The 18756-nt window shown below is 67.8% G+C and carries 17 protein-coding genes and 1 pseudogene; 11 read left to right on the top strand and 7 right to left on the bottom strand.

The annotated features are described in order from the left end of the window. Positions 1 to 42 precede the first annotated feature (42 nt). Genes BJQ94_RS00865 through BJQ94_RS00875 form a run of 3 tightly spaced genes read left to right on the top strand, consistent with a single transcriptional unit; the run spans position 43 to position 3295 of the window. On the top strand, positions 43 to 684 hold the full coding sequence (locus BJQ94_RS00865) for a class II aldolase/adducin family protein (protein ID WP_265397692.1): 642 nt from the start codon (positions 43 to 45) through the stop codon (positions 682 to 684). After that, the gene (gene rhaI / locus BJQ94_RS00870) at positions 681 to 1847 is read left to right on the top strand and encodes an L-rhamnose isomerase (protein ID WP_265397693.1); all 1167 of its coding nucleotides are present in this window, start codon (positions 681 to 683) and stop codon (positions 1845 to 1847) included. Before BJQ94_RS00865 ends, rhaI begins: the two co-directional genes overlap by 4 nt. Next, entirely contained in the window at positions 1847 to 3295 is a 1449-nt protein-coding gene (locus tag BJQ94_RS00875; protein ID WP_265397694.1) for a rhamnulokinase family protein, read from the top strand. Before rhaI ends, BJQ94_RS00875 begins: the two co-directional genes overlap by 1 nt. A 63-nt stretch (positions 3296 to 3358) precedes the next feature. Here the strand turns inward: BJQ94_RS00875 and fucO are convergent, their stop codons facing one another. From fucO to BJQ94_RS00890, 3 genes and pseudogenes are all read right to left on the bottom strand, one after another. Continuing rightward, on the bottom strand, positions 3359 to 4510 hold the full coding sequence (gene fucO, locus BJQ94_RS00880; protein WP_265397695.1) for a lactaldehyde reductase: 1152 nt from the start codon (positions 4508 to 4510) through the stop codon (positions 3359 to 3361). Positions 4511 to 4600: 90 nt separating this feature from the next. Beyond that, positions 4601 to 5982: pseudogene (locus BJQ94_RS00885) on the bottom strand (MFS transporter). Positions 5983 to 5987: 5 nt separating this feature from the next. After that, on the bottom strand, positions 5988 to 6461 hold the full coding sequence (locus BJQ94_RS00890) for a MarR family transcriptional regulator (RefSeq protein ID WP_265397697.1): 474 nt from the start codon (positions 6459 to 6461) through the stop codon (positions 5988 to 5990). A gap of 177 nt (positions 6462 to 6638) precedes the next feature. On the opposite strand from BJQ94_RS00890, the gene BJQ94_RS00895 reads away from it, so the two are divergent. Together BJQ94_RS00895 and BJQ94_RS00900 are read left to right on the top strand one after the other, a co-directional pair. Then, positions 6639 to 7532 (top strand): alpha/beta fold hydrolase, encoded by an 894-nt coding sequence (locus BJQ94_RS00895; protein ID WP_265397698.1) that lies wholly within the window; start codon positions 6639 to 6641, stop codon positions 7530 to 7532. Between the two features lie 10 nt (positions 7533 to 7542). Continuing rightward, entirely contained in the window at positions 7543 to 8592 is a 1050-nt protein-coding gene (locus tag BJQ94_RS00900; protein ID WP_265397699.1) for a biotin/lipoate A/B protein ligase family protein, read from the top strand. Between the two features lie 3 nt (positions 8593 to 8595). On the opposite strand, the gene BJQ94_RS00905 is transcribed toward BJQ94_RS00900, so the two are convergent. Next, complete coding sequence (locus BJQ94_RS00905) at positions 8596 to 8931, bottom strand: GNAT family N-acetyltransferase (protein WP_265397700.1); 336 nt, start codon at positions 8929 to 8931, stop codon at positions 8596 to 8598. 34 nt (positions 8932 to 8965) lie between these two features. Between BJQ94_RS00905 and BJQ94_RS00910 the strand changes: the two genes are divergently transcribed. Then, on the top strand, positions 8966 to 9871 hold the full coding sequence (locus BJQ94_RS00910; protein ID WP_265397701.1) for a DNA methyltransferase: 906 nt from the start codon (positions 8966 to 8968) through the stop codon (positions 9869 to 9871). Further along, on the top strand, positions 9868 to 10794 hold the full coding sequence (locus tag BJQ94_RS00915; RefSeq protein WP_265397702.1) for an LLM class F420-dependent oxidoreductase: 927 nt from the start codon (positions 9868 to 9870) through the stop codon (positions 10792 to 10794). Before BJQ94_RS00910 ends, BJQ94_RS00915 begins: the two co-directional genes overlap by 4 nt. 18 nt (positions 10795 to 10812) lie before the next feature. On the opposite strand, the gene BJQ94_RS00920 is transcribed toward BJQ94_RS00915, so the two are convergent. Next, positions 10813 to 11841 (bottom strand): LacI family DNA-binding transcriptional regulator, encoded by a 1029-nt coding sequence (locus BJQ94_RS00920; RefSeq protein ID WP_265397703.1) that lies wholly within the window; start codon positions 11839 to 11841, stop codon positions 10813 to 10815. 235 nt (positions 11842 to 12076) lie between these two features. Here BJQ94_RS00920 and BJQ94_RS00925 point away from each other — a divergent pair, with 235 nt between their 5' ends. From BJQ94_RS00925 to BJQ94_RS00935, 3 genes are all read left to right on the top strand, one after another. Then, the gene (locus tag BJQ94_RS00925; protein WP_265397704.1) at positions 12077 to 13408 is read left to right on the top strand and encodes an extracellular solute-binding protein; all 1332 of its coding nucleotides are present in this window, start codon (positions 12077 to 12079) and stop codon (positions 13406 to 13408) included. An 80-nt stretch (positions 13409 to 13488) separates the two neighbouring features. Next, the gene (locus BJQ94_RS00930) at positions 13489 to 14541 is read left to right on the top strand and encodes a sugar ABC transporter permease (protein WP_265397705.1); all 1053 of its coding nucleotides are present in this window, start codon (positions 13489 to 13491) and stop codon (positions 14539 to 14541) included. Further along, a complete protein-coding gene (locus BJQ94_RS00935; protein WP_265397706.1) occupies positions 14538 to 15449 on the top strand; it encodes a carbohydrate ABC transporter permease in 912 nt (303 codons plus the stop codon). Before BJQ94_RS00930 ends, BJQ94_RS00935 begins: the two co-directional genes overlap by 4 nt. A gap of 30 nt (positions 15450 to 15479) precedes the next feature. Here the strand turns inward: BJQ94_RS00935 and BJQ94_RS00940 are convergent, their stop codons facing one another. Further along, positions 15480 to 16919 (bottom strand): HNH endonuclease signature motif containing protein, encoded by a 1440-nt coding sequence (locus tag BJQ94_RS00940; RefSeq protein WP_275875532.1) that lies wholly within the window; start codon positions 16917 to 16919, stop codon positions 15480 to 15482. Between the two features lie 99 nt (positions 16920 to 17018). Continuing rightward, a complete protein-coding gene (locus BJQ94_RS00945) occupies positions 17019 to 17714 on the bottom strand; it encodes an NAD(P)H-binding protein (protein ID WP_265398973.1) in 696 nt (231 codons plus the stop codon). Between the two features lie 89 nt (positions 17715 to 17803). Between BJQ94_RS00945 and BJQ94_RS00950 the strand changes: the two genes are divergently transcribed. Then, a complete protein-coding gene (locus tag BJQ94_RS00950) occupies positions 17804 to 18655 on the top strand; it encodes a D-alanyl-D-alanine carboxypeptidase family protein (RefSeq protein ID WP_265398972.1) in 852 nt (283 codons plus the stop codon). Positions 18656 to 18756 lie beyond the last annotated feature (101 nt).

Below are 18756 nucleotides of genomic sequence, written 5' to 3' on the forward strand. Positions count from 1 at the left end.
CTCCTTGTGTTGAAACGATTCAATCAAAGGACGAGGATTCCCATGAGCAGGGCAAGCAACGAGCTGAGAGAAGAGATTCTGTACTGGTGCCGCGAGTCGGTGCGCACCGGACTGAACTTCAACACCCAGGGCAACATTTCCATCCGGCTGCCCGAGCACGAGGCGATCGTCATCACCCCGTCCGGCATCCGCTACGACGTGCTGACCATCGATCAGATGGTCGTCGTCGGCTACGACGGCGTCGTACTCGAGGGTGACCTGTTCCCCTCCACCGAAACGGATGTGCACCTCGCGCACTACCGCCGCCGCCCCGACGTCAACGCCATCGTGCACACCGAATCGCCCTACGCCAACATGTTCGGCGCCGTCGGCAAGACCATCGACCCCGTGCTGCTGAACATGGTGCTCTACGCCAAGGGTGCCGTGCGGATCATGCCGTTCGAGTTCTCCACCAACACCGACTTCGGCGAACTGAGCGCGGCCTTGATGGGCGACGACACCAACGCTGTCGTCTGGGGCAACCACGGCATGCTCTCGGTCGGCGAGGATGTCGCCGGCGCCTTCAAGGTCGCCGTTGCGGTCGAAGCCAACGCTCAGGTGCTGCACGGCGCACTCGCGCTGGGCACGCCGAACATCCTGCAGCTGGACCACATCGTGATCCCAGAGGGCGCACGCCTGCCATGACGCTCACCCCGGAAACTCTCTCCCTCCTGGAAACCCAGGCCATCGAACTGCCCTCCTGGGCCTTCGGCAACTCGGGTACCCGGTTCAAGGTGTTCGGCACCCCCGGCACTCCGCGCACCCCGCAGGAGAAGATCGCGGATGCAGCCCAGGTGAATGCCTACACCGCGCTCTCGCCCAGCGTCGCGCTGCACATCCCCTGGGACAAGGTGGACGACTACGACGAGCTCGGCCGTTTCGCCGAAGACCACGGCGTGAAGCTCGGCACCGTCAATTCGAACACCTTCCAGGACGACGCCTACAAGTTCGGCAGCCTCACCCACATCGACGCGGCCGTGCGGCAGAAGGCCATCGACCACCACTTCGAGTGCATCGACGTGATGGACGCGACCGGCTCCCGCGACCTCAAGGTGTGGCTGGCCGACGGCACCAACTACCCCGGCCAGGGCGACATTCGCGGCCGCCAGGACCGCCTCGCCGATTCACTGGCGAAGATCTACGCCCGGGTCGGCGAGAACCAGCGCCTGGTGCTCGAGTACAAGTTCTTCGAGCCCGCTTTTTATCACACGGATGTGCCCGACTGGGGAACCTCCTACGCCCAGGTCTCGGCCCTCGGCGACCGGGCGATGGTGTGCCTGGACACCGGTCACCACGCCCCCGGCACCAACATCGAGTTCATCGTCGCGCAGCTGCTCCGGCTCGGAAAGCTCGGCTCGTTCGACTTCAACTCCAGGTTCTACGCCGACGACGACCTCATCGTGGGTGCCGCCGACCCGTTCCAGCTGTTCCGGATCCTCTACGAGGTCATCCGAGGCGGCGGTTTCGGCCCCGACTCCACCGTGGCGTTCATGCTCGACCAGTGCCACAACGTGGAGGAGAAGATCCCCGGCCAGATCCGGTCGGTGCTGAACGTGCAGGAGATGACTGCCCGCGCTCTGCTGGTGGACGCCGACGCCCTCGCCACGGCGCAGGCGAACGAGGACGTGCTCGGCGCCAATGGCATCCTTATGGATGCCTTCTACGCCGATGTGCGCCCCGACCTCGCCGCCTGGCGCGAGTCCCGCGGTCTGGCCGGCGACCCGATGAAGGCGTACGCCGCATCCGGCTACCAGGAGAAGATCTCGGCCGACCGGGTCGGCGGCCAGCAGGCCAGCTGGGGCGCCTGATGCCGCACGCCGTCGTCGCGGCCGTCGACCTCGGCGCCACGAGCGGCCGGGTGATGCTCGGCCACGTCGGGCAGAACGAGCTGCGCCTGCGGTCGGTGGCCCGCTTCCCGAACGGGCCCACCCCGGTGAACGAGAACGGCCGGGTGTCGCTGCACTGGAACATCTCGGAGCTGTACCGCAACGTGCTGGCCGGGCTCACGGCGGCGGTCGCCGCGGAACCCGGGCTGGTCGGCATCGGGGTGGATTCCTGGGCCGTGGACTACGCGCTGCTGCGGCAGGGCCGGATGCTGCAGGTGCCGTACCACTACCGCGATGACCGCACCCGGCCGGCCGTCGAGACCGTGCACGCGCTGAGCGGCCCGGCCGAGCTGTACGAGGCCAACGGGCTGCAGTTCCTGCCGTTCAACTCGCTCTACCAGCTTCGGGCTGACCTAGACGCGGGCACCCTGGACCTGGCTGACCAGGTTCTGCTCGTTCCCGACCTGCTCACCTATTGGCTCACCGGTGTCAGCGCCGCCGAACGCACCAACGCCTCCACCACCGGGCTGCTCGACGTGCGCACCGGTGACTGGAACGAGGCCCTGATCAGCCTGCTGGGCTTCAACCGCAGCCTGTTCCCTCCGCTCGTGAACGCCGGCACTCGGATCGGCAGCCTGCTGCCCAGTGTGGCGGCCGAGATCCGCTCCAGCCGCCCGATCGAAGTCACGGCGATCGGCTCGCACGACACCGCCTCCGCCGTCGCCGCGGTGCCCGCCACCGGCGACGACTTCGCCTACATCTCCTGCGGCACCTGGGGCCTGGTGGGTGTCGAGCTCGACGGGCCCGTGCTCAGCGCCGCCAGCCGGGCGGCGAATTTCACCAACGAGGGCGGCGTCGACGGCCGCGTGCGCTACCTGCACAATGTGATGGGCCTGTGGCTGCTGAGCGAGTCCATCCGCAGCTGGGAACTGGACGGCGCACCGATCGTGCTCGCCGACCTGCTGCGGGAAGCCGCGGCCGTGACCGGGCCCGTCGCGGTGTTCGACGCCGACGACCAGCGTTTCCTGGCGCCGGGGGACATGCCCGCCCGCATCCGGGCGTACTGCGTCGAGAACGGCCTCGAACCGCCCCGGTCGAAGGCCGAGATGGTGCGCAGCATCCTCGAGAGCCTGGCGGATGCGTTCGCCCGCGGTGTGCAGCAGGCCAGCCTGCTCTCGGGCAAGACCGTTCGCGAGGTGCACATCGTGGGCGGCGGCTCCCAGAACCGCCTGCTCTGCCAGCTCACCGCCGACCGCCTGGGCCTGCCCGTGCTGGCCGGCCCGGTGGAGGCCACGGCGATCGGAAATGTGCTGATCCAGGCCCGCGCCCAGGGGCTCGTCAACGGATCCCTCGAAGAACTGCGCGCCCTCGTGGCCCGTAGCTTCGTACCCGTTGCCTTCACCCCGGCCCGGTCGCTGGTTCGGCAGTAACCGCAACAACACGAAAGCGTCCGGCCCTCGCGGGTCGGACGCTTTTCGGTGTGCTGGCCGGGCCTAGTAGATCGACGTGTACAGCGCCAAAATCTGCTCCACGGTCACGTCGCGCGGGTTGCCGCCGGTGCAGACGTCGTCGAAGGCGGACTGGGCGAGGGCCGGCAGGTCGGCCTCCTTGGCGCCGATCTCGCGCAGCGTGGTGGGGTTGCCCAGCGCGCGGGCGAACGCCGACACGGCCTCGACGGCCGCGGTGCGGGCATCCTGGAGAGGCAGCTCGGCCGCGCCGGCCACCCGGAAGGCCACCGCGATGTCGCGGAAGCGCTCGCCGGTGGCCTCGGCGTTGAACGCCATCACCGGCGCCAGCAGGATGCCGTTGGCCACGCCGTGCGGGGCGTTGTAGAACGCGCCGAGCGGGTGGGCCATGCCGTGCACGAGCCCGAGGCCCACGTTGGAGTAGCCCATGCCGGCGATGTACTGGGCGAGCGCCATGCGGTCGGCGGAGTCCGGGTCGCCGTCGGCGGCGGCGCGGAGGGATTCGGCGATGGTCGTGATGGCCTTGAGGTGGAACAGGTCGGAGAGTTCCCAGGCGCCCTTGGTGGTGTAGCCCTCGATGGCATGGGTGAGCGCGTCCAGTCCGGTCGCGACCTTGAGCGAGCGCGGTGCGCTCGACATCATCTCGGAGTCGACCACGGCGACCACCGGGATGGCGTGCGGGTCGACGCAGACGAACTTGCGTGAGCGCTCGACATCGGTGATGACGTAATTGATCGTGGTTTCAGAGGCGGTGCCGGCGGTGGTCGGCACGGCGATGATCGGCACGGCCGGGTACTTCGTGGCGGCGACGCCCTCGAGGCTGCGCACATCGGCGAACTCGGGGTTGCGGGTGATGATGCCGATCGCCTTGCAGGTGTCCTGCGGCGAGCCACCGCCGATCCCGATCAGCACGTCGGCGCCGGAGGCGGCGAACGCGGCAACGCCCTTCTGCACGGCTTCGATCGGCGGGTTCGGCGTGACGTCGGAGTAGACCTCGTACGGGAAGCCGGCGGCGTCGAGCAGCGCGGTGACCCTGCCGGTCACGCCCGTGTCGACGAGGACCTGATCCGACACGACAAAAGCCCTGGTGAATCCGCGGTTAGCGAGTTCGCCGGGGATCTCCCGAATCGCCCCCGCACCGAAGTGGGCGGTCTGGTTCCAGATCATTCGATTGCTCATTAGTCGTGACTTCCTTATCGTCGACACCGATTATTGAATCGTTTCAGTGTTCGAAGTCTACTCCCGGAAGCCCCCGGAATCAGCGCGGAATCAGCGCGGGCTGGTCGCCTCGACGACCGCGATTTCGCGGGTCGCCGTCTCGCGGTCGCGGTCGCGCCTGGCGGCATCCGCCTTGTCCGAGACGACGCGGATGGCCGAGGTGAGCGGGTGCCCGTCGCCGCGGTGCCGCACGAGCAGCCGGGCGGAGCGGGACGACGTGCGCGGGCGGATGCGCACGCGCAGGCGTTGGTACCTGATCATCCAGAACAGCACGGCGGCGGCGGCGAGCAGGCCCGAGACCGCGGCCACGCCGATGGCCCAGCGCGGGCCGTACTGGTCGGCGACCCAGCCCACCAGCGGGGCGCCGAGCGGGGTGCCGCCGGCGAAGATGGCCATGTACAGCGCCATCACCCGGCCGCGCATGGCCGGTTCGGTGGTGGTCTGCACGTAGGCGTTTGCCGTGGTCATCAGGGTGAGGGAGGTGAGCCCCACGAAGGCCAGGGAGATCGCGAAGGTGATGTAGCTCGGCATCACGGCGGCGATCGCGCAGGTGAGGCCGAAGAAGAAGGCGCCGCCCACCACGAGCCGCATGCGGGGCCGGTTGCGCCGGGCCGAGAGCAGGGCGCCGGCGACGCTGCCCACCGCCATGATCGAACTGAGCATGCCGAACTCGCTGGCTCCCATGCCGAATTCAACGGTGGCCATGGTCGAGGTGAAGATGGCGAAGTTGAAGCCGAAGGTGCCCACCAGGAACACGGTGACCAGCACGGCGACGATGTCGGGGCGTTTCCAGACGTAGCGGAATCCGGCCATCAACTGACCGCGCTCGCGGGGGCCCTGGGTTGGGAGCGGAGTTGCTTGGTACGCAGCAGCGTCATCGCGAAGACCGTGAATCCGAAGGTGATGGCGTTGATCAGGAACACCCAGCCGGCGCCGACGGCGACGGTGAGCAGGCCGGCGGCGGCCGGGCCGATCAGTCGCGCCCCGTTGAAGGAGGCTGAGTTGAGCGCTACGGCGTTGGACAGGTTGTCGTCGGGCACGAGCTCGGAGACGAAGGTCTGCCGGGCGGGCGCGTCGATGGCAGCCACGACGCCCAGGCCGAACGCGAAGAGGTAGACGTGCCAGAGCTCGACGACGCCGGTCACCGTGATGAGCCCGAGCCCCAGGGCGAGCAGGCCCATCAGGGTCTGGGTGAGCATCAGCAGCTTGCGCCGGTCGAACCTGTCGGCGATAAGCCCCGACCAGGGCATCAGCAGCAGCTGTGGCCCGAATTGCAGGGCCATGACGATGCCGACCGCGGTGGCGTTGTGGTCGGTGAGCTGGGTCAGCACGATCCAGTCCTGGGCCGTGCGCTGCATCCAGGTGCCCACATTGGACACCAGGGCGCCGGCGAACCAGATCCGATAATTGACCACGCTCAGGGAGCGGAACATTGCACTCAACTGTTGGAGAGCTCCTTCATGATTTCGGTGGCGGCGGCCAAGACCTGGCGTTGCTCGGGAGTGAGGCGCAGGATGCGCTGGGCGATCCAGTCGTCCCGGCGCTTGCGGGTCTCACGCACGATTGTCATCCCGGTGTCGGTGACCGTGAGCACGACCTTGCGGCCGTCCTCGGCCGACCCGGCCCTGTCGACCAGGCCGGCTTCGACCAGGGCGTTGACGGTGCGGTTCATCGACGGCGGGGTCACCCGCTCTTCGTCGCTGAGCGCGCTGAGGGTCATCGGGCCCAGCCTGAACACGGCGCCGAGGGCCGAGAACTGGCCGCTGGTGAGTTCGTTGTCGGCCTGCTCCTGTCGCACCCGGCGGGCGAGCCTGCCGTTGGCGAGCCGGAAGTCATGGCTCAACTCCGCGACGGTGCGTCGCTTGGCGTGGGGGGCAGCGGCGGGGGCGGTGTGCCCAGGAAGAAGAGTCATGATTACTTAGCCTAACAAATTAGCCATGCTAATGATTCCCCGCTCGTCTGATTGCGCTATCTGTTCCCGTTCCGGACAACTGCGCCCGGTGTGCCGGACGCATTTGTCTGCATGGGGAACAGTTGGGACGAAAACGGGGGCGGGACAGGTGCGGGGGTTGTGCGGCAGAATGAGGCCGTGCCCACCTTCACCGATGAATATGGCGTTCCGATCGTCTACTACGCCTGGCCCGTTGACCACCCGCGCGCCATCGTGCAGCTCGTTCACGGCGTGGGGGAGCACGCCCTGCGCTACCGGGAGGTGGCCCGCGCGCTGAACGCGGCCGGCTACTCGGTCTACGCCGACGACCACCGCGGCCACGGCCAGACCGGGATGCTGCAGCACGGCGGCGACGCCGGCCGGCTCGGCCGGCTCGGCCCCGGTGGACTACGCGCGGCGGTGGCCGCCGTGCACAGATTCACGGACGTGATCCGGCAGGCCGCGGCCCCTCAAGCACAGCAGGGACATCCGCCGGTACCCCTGGTACTGCTCGGCCACAGCTGGGGTTCGTTCATGGCGCAGATGATCATCAACCGGTATCCGCAGGACTATCAGGCCGTCGTGCTCACCGGCACCGCTTACCGCTGGCCCGGCTTCCTCAACAGCGGAGACCTCAATGCCAGGCACAAGCACCTCGGCACGACGGGCGCAGAGTGGCTGAGCCGTGACCCGGCCGTCGCGGCGGCGTTCGTGGCCGACCCGCTCACCACCAGCGTGCCGCTGGCCAAGCTCTTCGGCCTGCGCGATGCCGCCCGCATTCTCGGCCGTCCCGCCAGGCGGCTGCCCCCGACCCTGCCCGTGCTCATCCAGGTCGGCGGCGACGACCCCGTCGGCGGAGAGCGCAGCGCCAGGAAGCTCGTGGACGCCTACACCCGCCGCTCAGGCGTGCGTGATGTGCGCCTGATCGTGTACCCGGGCGCCAGGCACGAGGTCTTCAACGAGACCAACCGCGACGAGGTGCTGGCCGACCTGGTCGGCTGGTTGGACAGCCACCTTCCCGCCTCCGTCCAGGACGGTTCTGTCGACGATTAGGCTGGGCTCCATGCATGGTGAATACAAGGTTCCTGGCGGCAAACTCGTTGTGGTCGATCTCGACGTTGTCGACAACGTCATCACCGATTTCCGCCTGGCCGGTGACTTCTTCCTCGAGCCCGACGATGCCCTCGAAGACATCAACGCCGCGGTGAACGGCCTGGCCGCCGACAGCGACGCCGCCACCATCGCGGGTGTGGTGCGGGCTGCGCTGCCGCCCCAGGCCACCCTGCTCGGCTTCTCGCCGGAGTCGGTGGCCGTGGCCATCCGCCGTTCGCTCGCCCACGCCAGCGGCTGGCGCGACTACGAGTGGCAGCTCATCCACACCAAGGCGGAGCGACCGGTGATGCAGATGGCGCTCGACGAGGTGCTCGCCGTCGAGGTCGGCGAGGGCCGGCGCAAGCCCACGCTGCGCATCTGGGAGTGGAACGAACCTGCCGTCGTGATCGGCAGTTTTCAGTCGCTGAAGAACGAGGTCGACCAGGTCAACGCCGAGAAGCATGGATTCACCGTGGTGCGCCGGGTCTCCGGCGGCGGCGCCATGTTCATGGAGGCCGGCTCGGTGATCACGTACTCGATCTACGCGCCCACCGATCTTGTGCACGGGATGACCTTCGCCGACTCCTACGCGTTCCTCGACGAGTGGGTCATCACAGCGCTCAAGTCGCTCGGCATCGACGCTCACTACCAGCCGCTCAACGACATCACGAGCCCCACCGGCAAGATCGGCGGAGCGGCCCAGAAGCGCCTCGGCAGCGGCGCCGTGCTGCACCACGTCACCATGAGCTACGACATGGACGGCGAGAAGATGGTGCAGGTGCTGCGCATCGGCCGTGAGAAGCTCAGCGACAAGGGCATCACGAGTGCAGCCAAGCGGGTGGACCCGCTGCGCAGCCAGACCGGCCTCAGCCGGGCCGAGATCATCGACCGGATGAAGCAGACCTTCACGAGCCTCTACGGGGCCGTTCCCGGAGAGATCACCGAGGCGGAGTACGCCAAGGCCGCCGATCTCGTGGAGAGCAAGTTCAGCACCGACGAGTGGATCGGCCGCGTTCCCTGACCGCTACCGGCCGCGGCTGAGCAGGTCCTGGTATTCGGCGTGCTGGTCGATCCAGTCGGCGACGAACGGGCAGGCCGCCACCACGGTGAGGCCGGTGCGGATGCGCACGTCGTCAAGCGCCTGCTCGACGAGGATGCCCGCCAGACCGTGCTCCCGCTTGGCGGGGTCCACCTCGGTGTGCGTGAACCGCATCTCCTGGCCCACGATCCGGTAGTCGGCGAGCCCGGCGGGTTCTCCGTCCAGCCACAGGGTGTATCGCGATAGATCGGGTTCGTGCACAACCTCGGCGGCAGCGTCCCCAGCGGCAGAGCCCTCACGTGTCATCTTGTCGATCGTCATCGGATCAGCGTAGGCCGACTGACAGAATGAGGGAATGCCAAACGCGTGGACTCAGTTCTCTCCCAGCCGCGTCATCCAGGCCGACAACCTGGAGATCCTGCCCACGCTGCCCGACGGCGCGTTCACCCTCATCTACCTCGACCCGCCGTTCAACACCGGCCGCACCCAGAAGCGGCAGGCCACCACCTCGGTGCGGAGCACCCTGGCCAGTGGGGCGCACGCCACCGGAACCATCACCGGGTTCAAAGGCCAGCGCTATGAGCGCATCAAGGGTGACCTGCTCGGCTACGACGACCAGTTCGAGGACTACTGGGCCTTTCTCGAGCCCCGGCTGATCGAGGCCTGGCGGCTGCTGGCCGAGGACGGCACGCTCTACCTGCACCTGGACTACCGGGAGGCGCACTACGCCAAGGTGCTCCTCGACGCCCTCTTCGGCCGGGACTGCTTTCTCAACGAGCTCATCTGGGCCTACGACTACGGCGCGAAGTCGAAGAACCGCTGGCCCACCAAGCACGACACGATCCTGGTCTACGTGAAGGATCCGCGAGCGTACTATTTCGATTCCAGCACCGTCGATCGCGAGCCGTACATGGCGCCCGGGCTGGTCACGCCGGAGAAGGTGGCCAAGGGCAAACTGCCCACTGACGTCTGGTGGCACACCATCGTGTCGCCGACGGGCAAGGAGAAGACCGGCTACCCCACCCAGAAGCCCGTCGGCATCCTGCGCCGCATGATCCAGGCATCCAGCCGCGAGGGTGACTGGGTGCTGGACTTCTTCGCCGGCAGCGGCACGACGGGCGCGGTCGCGGCCGCCCTGGGTCGCCGATTCCTGCTGATCGACCAGAATCCGGAGAGCCTCGCCGTGATGCACGAGCGGCTGGGCGCTCTGCCCGACGTCGATTTCGTCGACGACGACCGGGCCACAAGACTGGGAGCATGAGACTCCGCATCTTCACCGAGCCCCAGCAGGGCGCCAGCTACGACGACCTCCTGGCGGTGGCGCAGGCCACCGAGAAGCTGGGCTTCGATGCCTTCTTCCGCTCAGACCACTACCTCGCCATGGGCGACCACGTCTCCGGGCTGCCCGGGCCCACGGATGCCTGGACCACGCTGGCCGGCCTGGCCCGCGAGACCGAACGCATCCGCCTGGGCACCCTGGTGTCGTCGGTCACCTACCGGCCGCCGGGGGTGCTGGCGATCCAGGTGGCCCAGGTCGACCAGATGTCGGGCGGCCGAGTGGAGCTCGGGCTGGGCACCGGCTGGTTCGAGCAGGAGCACCTCGCGTACGGCATCCCGTTCCCGGCCAAGCGGTTCGGCATGCTCGAAGAGCAGCTCGAGGTGATCACCGGCCTGTGGGGTACTCCCGTCGGCGAGAGCTACAGCTTCGCGGGCGAGCACTACACCCTCGTCGATTCACCCGCCCTGCCCAAGCCCACCCAGGCGCGGGTGCCCGTGATCGTCGGCGGCGGCGGTGCCAAGCGCACCCCGGCGATGGCTGCCCGGTTCGCCACCGAGTTCAATCTGCCGTTCCCTGACTTCGCCGATATCCCGGCCAAGTTCGCCGGGGTTCGGGCCGCCTGCGAGGCGGTGGGCCGCGACCCGAAGGAGCTCGTCTACTCCGCGGCGCTCATCGCGGTGGCCGGAGCCGACGAGGCCGAGTTCACCCGCCGGGCCGCGGCCGTGGGCCGGGAGCCCGCGGAGCTGCGCGAACACGGGATCGCCGGAACCACCGGCGAGGTCGTCGACAGGCTCGGTGCCCTCGCGGCCGACGGCGTGGAGTGCGTCTACCTGCAGATCATGGATCTGGCCGACCTCGACCATCTGGATTTCATCGCCCGCGAGGTCATGCCGCAGCTGGACTAGCGGCGCGAGCCAGCCAGGTCAGGCGGATTCGCGCAGCACCAGGCGGGTGGGCATGAAGTTGTGGTGCGGAACCGTCTCGTCGTCGGCCAGGAGGCGCAGCAGCAGGTCTGCCATGGCGAAGCCCATCTCCCGCGACGGTTGGCTCACCGTGGTCAGCGAGATCGGGCCGGAGACGGCCGCCGGGCTGTCGTCGAAGGAGACCACGGCGATGTCTCCGGGCACGGACCGGCCCTGTTCGGCCAGCACGCCCATGGTGCCGACCGCCATGAGGTCGCTCGCGACGAACAGGGCGTCGATGTCCGGGTTCTCGGCGAGCAGGCGGCGGGTAGCGGCCGCGGCGCCGGCAGCCGTGAAGTCGCCGTGCTCGACAGCCGCGGCCACGAGGCCGGCATGGTCGAGGGCCTGGGTGAAGCCGGTGAGCCTGTCGATTCCGGCGGGCATGTCAACCGGGCCGGTGATGGTTCCGATGCGGCGCCGGCCGATGTCGATGAGGTGCTGCACGCCACTGATCGCCCCGGCGACGTTGTCGACATCCACGAAGTAGTTGTCGGCGCCCGAGTGGTTCGTGGGCCGGCCACCGAAGACCACGGGCATGGTGGACTCGAGGTTGTCCACGAAGTCGTCCCCGGTGTGGTGGGAGATCACGAGCGCGCCGTCGACGTTGCCCGACCGGAGGTAGCGCATGGTCTTGTGCCGCGGGTCGCTGGATGCCACCAGCAGGTTCAGTGTGTAGTCACTCTCGTCCAGGCGGTTGGTGATGCCCTGCACGACCGCGGCGAAGTAGGGGTCGCCGAAGAACTTCGTCATGTCTTCGGGCACGACGAGGGCGACGGACTGGGTCTGGTGGCTCGCGAGGGATCTGGCGGCGCGATTGGGCACGTAGTTGAGGCGCTCGATCGCGGCGTTGACCGACTCGACCACCTCCGGCCGCACCTTCGGGGAGCCGTTGACGACCCGGCTGACCGTGGCCCGGGATACGCCGGCAGCGGCGGCGACCATCTCGAGGGTCGGCTGGGGCGGACGCGCACTCCGGGTTCCCAATGTCATGGCGTCATTCTATTTGCGCTGGCACCGCCGGTGTCGCGCGCACGGCGCGCGTCGGTGGTCGCGGGTGCGACGCGCCGGTGGATCGCCCGCGCAGAGCCGTCGCCTTGACAAGCTCTGCACAACTGCCCTAGGGTGACGGTGATTGATGAGAGCGCTCTCACGATGCGAAATGAGAGCGCTCTCACCACGGCACGTATGTCTTGCATTCGCAGCACACGCACACAAAGGAGTGAAAGTGAAGTTCTCACAACGCACCAAGGTTGGCGCCGCAGTAGCCTGCGCCGCATCCTTCGCCCTCATCGCAACAGGCTGTTCGTCGGCAGGCACCGACACCGCCGGCGGCGACGACGCGATCGAGTTGACCGTCACCACGTTCGGCAGCATGGGCATGGACGACCTCTACGCACAGTACGAGGCGGACAACCCCGGCATCACGATCAAGGCCAACAACATCGACACCGGCGGCAACGCCCGCACGGATGCCTTCACCAAGATCGCCGCCGGAAGCGGACTCTCCGACGTCCTGGCCGTCGAAGAGGGCTGGCTCGGCTCGATCCAGACCGTTTCCGACCAGTTCGTCGACCTGTCCGACTATGGCGCAGACAAGATCAAGGACCGCTGGGTTCCGTGGAAGCTCGAACAGGGCACCGACAAGGACGGCCGCATCATCGCGTACGGCACCGACATCGGCCCGGAGGGCCTCTGCTACAACAGCGCAGCTTTCGCCGCAGCCGGCTTGCCCACCGACCGCACCGAGGTCGCGGCTCTGCTCGGCGGCGCGGACGCCACCTGGGACAGCTACTTCGCCCTCGGCGAGCAGTACCAGAAGGCCACCGGCAAGGCCTGGTTCGACCAGTCCGGCTTCATCTGGAACTCCATGGTGAACCAGATGGACGAGGGCTACTACACCGCTGACGGCGAACTGAACGTCGTCGACAACCCCGACCTCAAGGCGGCCTGGACGAAGCTCGCCGACGCCAACGCGGCCGGCCTCTCCGCCAAGCAGACCCAGTGGGACTGGAACAAGGGCTCGTCGTTCACCGACGGAACCTTCGCAACGTTCATGTGCCCGGGCTGGATGCTCGGAGTCGTCCAGGGCCAGGTTGAGACCGCGGGCGGCGACGCCACCGGCGCGACCGCAGGCTGGGACTTCGCCGACGTCTTCCCCGGCGGCGCAACCAACTGGGGTGGTTCGTTCCTGACCGTTCCGACGCAGTCGAAGCACCCGCAGGAAGCTGCCGACCTGGCCGCCTGGCTGACCGACGCCGACCAGCAGGTCGCCGAGTTCAAGGCCCAGGGCCCGTTCCCGAGCGTCACTGCCGCGCAGACGGATCCCGCCCTCGCCGAGGCGACCGGTGTCTCCGCGTTCTTCAATGACGCGCCGATCGCCGAAATCCTCACCAAGCGTGCCGATGGAGTGAAGGCCCAGTTCAAGGGCCCGGATGACTCCACGATCCAGGAGCAGGTCTTCGGACCGTCCGCGATCTCGCTCGACCAGGGCGTGGCCGGAGACAAGGCATGGGATGACGCCATGACCCTGTTCGACCAGCTCATCACCAACAAGTAGTAGCAAAAATCCGCTCTTGCCGGGCTCCCCGGCGCCGCACGCAGGCACCGGGGAGCCCGGCTCGAAGGCAGAAAGCCACCATGACACGAACACTCGAACCAGAGATCAGCGCTCCCGCGCCTCTCAAGCGTCCCGGCCGCGCGAGCGCCCTCACCTATAAGCACCGGCTCAGCCGCCTGGATGTGAAGCTCTCGCCCTACCTGTACATCTCGCCCTTCTTCGTTTTGTTCGGTCTGGTGGGATTGTTCCCGCTGGTCTACACCTTCGTGGTGTCCCTCAACAACTGGAACCTGCTCAGCGGACCGGGGGAGTGGGTCGGCTTCGACAACTACAGCGCAGAACTCGCTGACCCTCTGTTCTGGAACTCACTGTTCAACACCATGAGCATCTTCCTGCTCTCGAGCATTCCGCAGCTCGTCGTCGCCACGGCCATCGCCGCTATCCTCGACCAGAACCTGCGCGCCAAGACCTTCTGGCGCATGAGCGTGCTCATCCCCTACGTCGTGACACCGGTGGCCGTCGCCCTGATCTTCTCCAGCATGTTCAGCGAGCAGAGCGGCCTGGTGAATCACCTGCTCAGCTTCGTCGGCGTGGATCCGATTCTCTGGAAAACCGATGTGCTGCCCAGCCACCTGGCAATCGCCGGAATGGTGAACTGGCGGTGGACCGGGTACAACGCCCTCATCCTGCTCGCTGCGATGCAGTCTGTGCCCCGGGACATCCACGAATCAGCCGCCCTGGACGGGGCAGGCTTCGTGCGCCGGTTCTTCTCGATCACCCTGCCGAGCATCCGCCCCACCATGATCTTCGTGATCATCACGGCCACCATCGGCGGCCTGCAGATCTTCACCGAGCCGCGCCTCTACGACGCAACGAGCTCCACCGCGGGCGGAGCGCACCGGCAATTCCAAACCACCGTGCTCTACCTCTGGGAGATGGCTTTCCAGAGGCAGAACTTCGGCAAGGCCTCAGCTGTGGCCTTCATCCTCTTCCTCATCATCGTGGCGTTCGGTCTGCTCAACTTCATGATTTCGAACCGCATTGCGACGACGGACTCACGCTCAGAGTCCAAGAGACAGAAGCGCGCGTTGCGTCGCACGCTCCGAGACGGCGCTAAGGAGCCCCGCGCATGACCGACACCATCACCCGCCCAGAGAGCGCGTCGGGCGTGCCCGCTTCGGTGCCCGCCACAGCGCCCAAGAAGACCAAGCACAAGGGCCTCGGAATCGACCGCCGGCCGGGCTTCCTCACCTACGGCATCCTGATCGCCCTGTTCGCCGGCGGCACCTACCCGCTCTGGTGGTCGGTCGTCGTGGGCGCGAGTCCCTCGTCGGTCCTGTCGCAGGACTGGCCGCCCCTGCTGCCGGGCGGGCAGTTCTGGGACAACGTCGCCGTCGTCTTCGACACCATCCCGTTCTGGCAGGCCCTGCTCAACAGCGTGATCGTGTCGACGATCATCACGGTCTCGGTGGTGTCGTTCTCCACCCTCGCCGGTTATGCCTTCGCCAAGCTGAGGTTCCGCGGCAGCAACGGCCTGATGGTCTTCGTCGTCGCGACGATGGCGATTCCCACCCAGCTGGGCATCATCCCGCTGTTCATCCTGATGCGTCAGTTCGGCTGGACCGGGTCCATCGGCGCCATCATCGTCCCGACTCTCGTCACGGCCTTCGGCGTGTTCTTCATGCGCCAGTACCTCGTCGATGTCATCCCGGACGAACTCATCGAGGCAGCCCGTGTGGACGGCGCGAACATGATCACGACCTTCTGGAACGTGGCCGTGCCCGCCGCCCGTCCGGCGATGGCGATCCTGTCGCTGTTCACCTTCATGATGGCCTGGACCGACTTCCTCTGGCCGATGATCGTCTCGCCGCAGAACCCCACCCTGCAGGTCGCGCTCAGTCAGCTGCAGTCCGCTCGCTACATCGACTACTCGGTCGTGCTCGCCGGTGCCGTGCTGGCCACTCTCCCGCTGCTCGTACTCTTCGTGCTGGCGGGCAAGCAGCTCATCTCGGGCATCATGGCGGGAGCCGTCAAGGGCTGATCGAGAGAGCCGGTCAACGGCTCACTAAAGCTAGAACGGTGGCGGGCCCTCATCCTCACGCGGGGGCGGAGGAACAACGGGTACCGCCACCGTTCTATTGACCCGGCCGAGCGGACGTCCGGGGTAGTTCGCGGGGTCGGTTTTCGCGGGTGCGAAGGTGTATTTCTTGCCGCCGGGGGTGGTCCAGGTGAGGGCGCCGCCGGGGCCTTGGCTGGTGCTGAAACTGGACTGGTGTTTGAGCCGGTGGCAGGGTTTGCAGAGGTGCACGAGGTTGTCCACGCTGGTCGCGCCGCCGGTGTTCCACGGCTGGGTATGGTCGATCTCGCTGAGCGTGGCCCGTCGGCTGCAGCCGATTCCTTGGCAGGTTTGGTCGCGGATCTGAAGGTAGCGGCGCATGTCCGCCGGCGGTGCGTACTGCTCGCGGCCCACGCTGAGGCGGCAGCCGGTCTCGGGGTGGGTGAGGACCCGCGTCCAGCTGGTCGCGGTGCCCGCGATCTGCCGCGCGGTCTCGGGGTCGATGGGTCCGTAGCCCTCGAGAATCGCCGGTTCGTCGCTCCGGTCCAGCAGCGTCAGCGCCGGCACCGTGAGGCGCACGGTTCCGCGGATGCCGTGGCCGAGCCCGGTGGGGCCGACGCCGTCCAGGAGCAGGTCGCGGTAGGCGTCCGCGCGGCGCTGGTCCTTCGTGCGACCCGGAACTGTTGCGTCGGTGCCCGTCGCCGGGTCGGTATCGGCGTCGTCTGTGACCTCTGTGGCGATGAGGGTCAGCCGGTCGTAGATCGCCTGAGCGTCGTCGGCCTTGAGGTACGCGTTCAGCCAGGCCATGCCGTCCACGTCGGGCTTCATCACCACGCGACGCTTCACGAAGCCGGCGTTCGCGCGCTCCTGCAGGGGCACCGGGTGCATGCGGTCGAGGATGCGGCCGGCGACCCGCACGAACTGGGTGGAGGTGAGTGTCTCCGCTGCGGGCAGCACCGTCGCTTCGAAGACGGGCAGGATCTCTTCGGGCAGACCCTCGGTGAGGTCGAGCATCTTCATCGCGTGGCCCCAGGTGATGCTGCCCCGGGTGAGCGCGGCGTGGAAGAGGGGGAGGTCGTCGGTGAGGCGGGCGGCGTTGAAGACCATGCTGCCCGCGGTGGTCGCGGTGACCCGCAGCACCCCGGCGGCTTCGGCGGCCATGCAGCGGCGGGAGAGTTCCTCGTCGTTCCAGGCCGGCCCGTGGGCCTGGGTGTCGGGGTCGTCCCGGCCGGACTCGACCGGGTCACCGCAGAGCCCGCGGATGATGCGGGGCTGGTGGCCGAGCCGGTCCAGTTCGGCGAGCAGCCGGGCGCGTTCGGCGTACCCGGCGGCGATCACCTTCTCGTTCTCGATCAGCGGGTCGATGACCGCGCGGATCGCCACCACCGTGGGATCCTCCATGGGATCCCCGGCGGCGTTTGTGCTGTCTTCGGGTGTGGCATCTGGGGTGGCCATAGGAACAGCGAACCACCCACCACCGATACTTACAGGCCCGAAAACCCAGGTGGGGAAAGGTCGTTCACCCTCACCCTGTGGAGGAGAGGCGCCCGCGACTCAGGCGAAGATTTCCACGGCTTCGGCCACGGTGGCCGGCCCGGAAATGAGGTGCAGCGTGGTGCGCGCGCCGGCTCCGGTGCGGATGAGTTCGGCCAGCACCGCGGCCACGTCGGCACGGGGGATGCTGCCTTGCGGTTCGGGGTGAACGGCGCCGCTCTCGTCCGGACCGGTGCGCTCGAGGCGGACCAGGCCGGTGGGTTCGTCGTCGGTGAGGGTGCCAGGGCGCACGATGGTCCAGGCCAGGTCGCGGCGCACGAGGTCCATCTCGGCGCCGAGCTTGGCCTGCAGGTAGGTGACGAAGTCTGCCGGCACATCGTCGGGGATGGCGCCATCGCGCACCAGGTCGGCGCCGGTCGAGGAGATCTGCACGAACCTGGGCACGCCGGCGGCTTCGGCTGCATCGGCCAGCAGCACCGAGGCGCCCAGGTCGACGGTGCCCTTGCGGGCGTCGCCGCTGCCCGCACCGGCTCCGGCCGCGAAGACGGCCACATCCGCGTCGGCCAGAACGGCGGCGAGTGCGTCAACCGAACTGTTCTCCAGGTCGAGCACCACGGGCTCTGCGCCATCCAGCAGCAGGTCGGCGCTCTGCTCCTCCGACCGGATCAGTCCGACGACGGTGTGTCCATCGCCCGACAAGGCCCGCGTGAGGAAGCGCGCGATTTTTCCATGTCCACCAGCTATAACAATTCGCATACTCGGTACAACAGGAGGTCGGCCGGCGGAATTCCCCCGACGCCGGAACGGGCACCACGAGGTCGCCGACCCAGGATAGGCTCTGCAACGTGTCAGAAGAATCGCGCCGGGGGGCGTCACCGCGCGTGCGCCGTCGTCGCGCTCTCGCCGCAGGAGTCGGCCTTGTCATCGTGGCGGTCATCACCGTCGTGGCTGTGTCCGCTCTGACCGGGCCGAACAGCACCGTTGCCACGGCCGGACACTCGCCGGCGTCCACGTCGGCGTCCACGGCGCCGACCGAGCCCCCGCGACCGTCTCCCACGGCGTCGCCGGAACCCGCTCCGGCGCCCACCTTCGACCGCGCGGCCCACTCGATCGACGATCCGAACAGCATCTGGGTGGTCGTGGACAAGCTGCGCCCGCTCAACCCGACGGACTACGCTCCCGCCGACCTCGTCGACGTGCCCGTTCCGTTCGCCAACCCGCCCAAGCTCCGGCAGGAGGCATCCGACGCTGTCGTTGCTCTCTTCGCCGCGTTCACGGCCGAAACCGGGCTGGCCCTGCAGTCGCAGAGCGCGTACCGCAGCTTCGAGGCCCAGACGCGGGTCTACGACGGCGACGTCGCCAACCTCGGCCAGGCCGGCGCCGACCTCAGCACCGCCCGCCCGGGAACGAGCGAGCACCAGACCGGGCTGACCATCGACATCAGCGCCCAGCCCCCACAGTGTTCGCTGGATGCCTGCTTTGGCGATACCCCGCACGGCCAGTGGCTGGCCGCCAACGCCTGGCGATTCGGTTTCCTCTTGCGGTACCCCGCCGACAAGGTCGGGATCACCGGGTACGAATTCGAGCCCTGGCATTTTCGCTACATCGGGATCGACCTGGCCACCGAGATGCACAACACCAATGTGAGTACTCTCGAAGAATTCTTCGGCCTGCCGGCCGCGCCGTCATACGGCTGACTCCATACCCACGCATGGACTGTGGAGGTTTTCCACAGGGTTTTACCATCGGCGGATGTTTCCCTAACGGGTCCCCACCCCGCCGACGAGAAACGATTCTG

Origin of the sequence: Cryobacterium sp. SO2, from assembly GCF_026151165.2 — a bacterium.
Lineage (GTDB): Bacteria > Actinomycetota > Actinomycetes > Actinomycetales > Microbacteriaceae > Cryobacterium.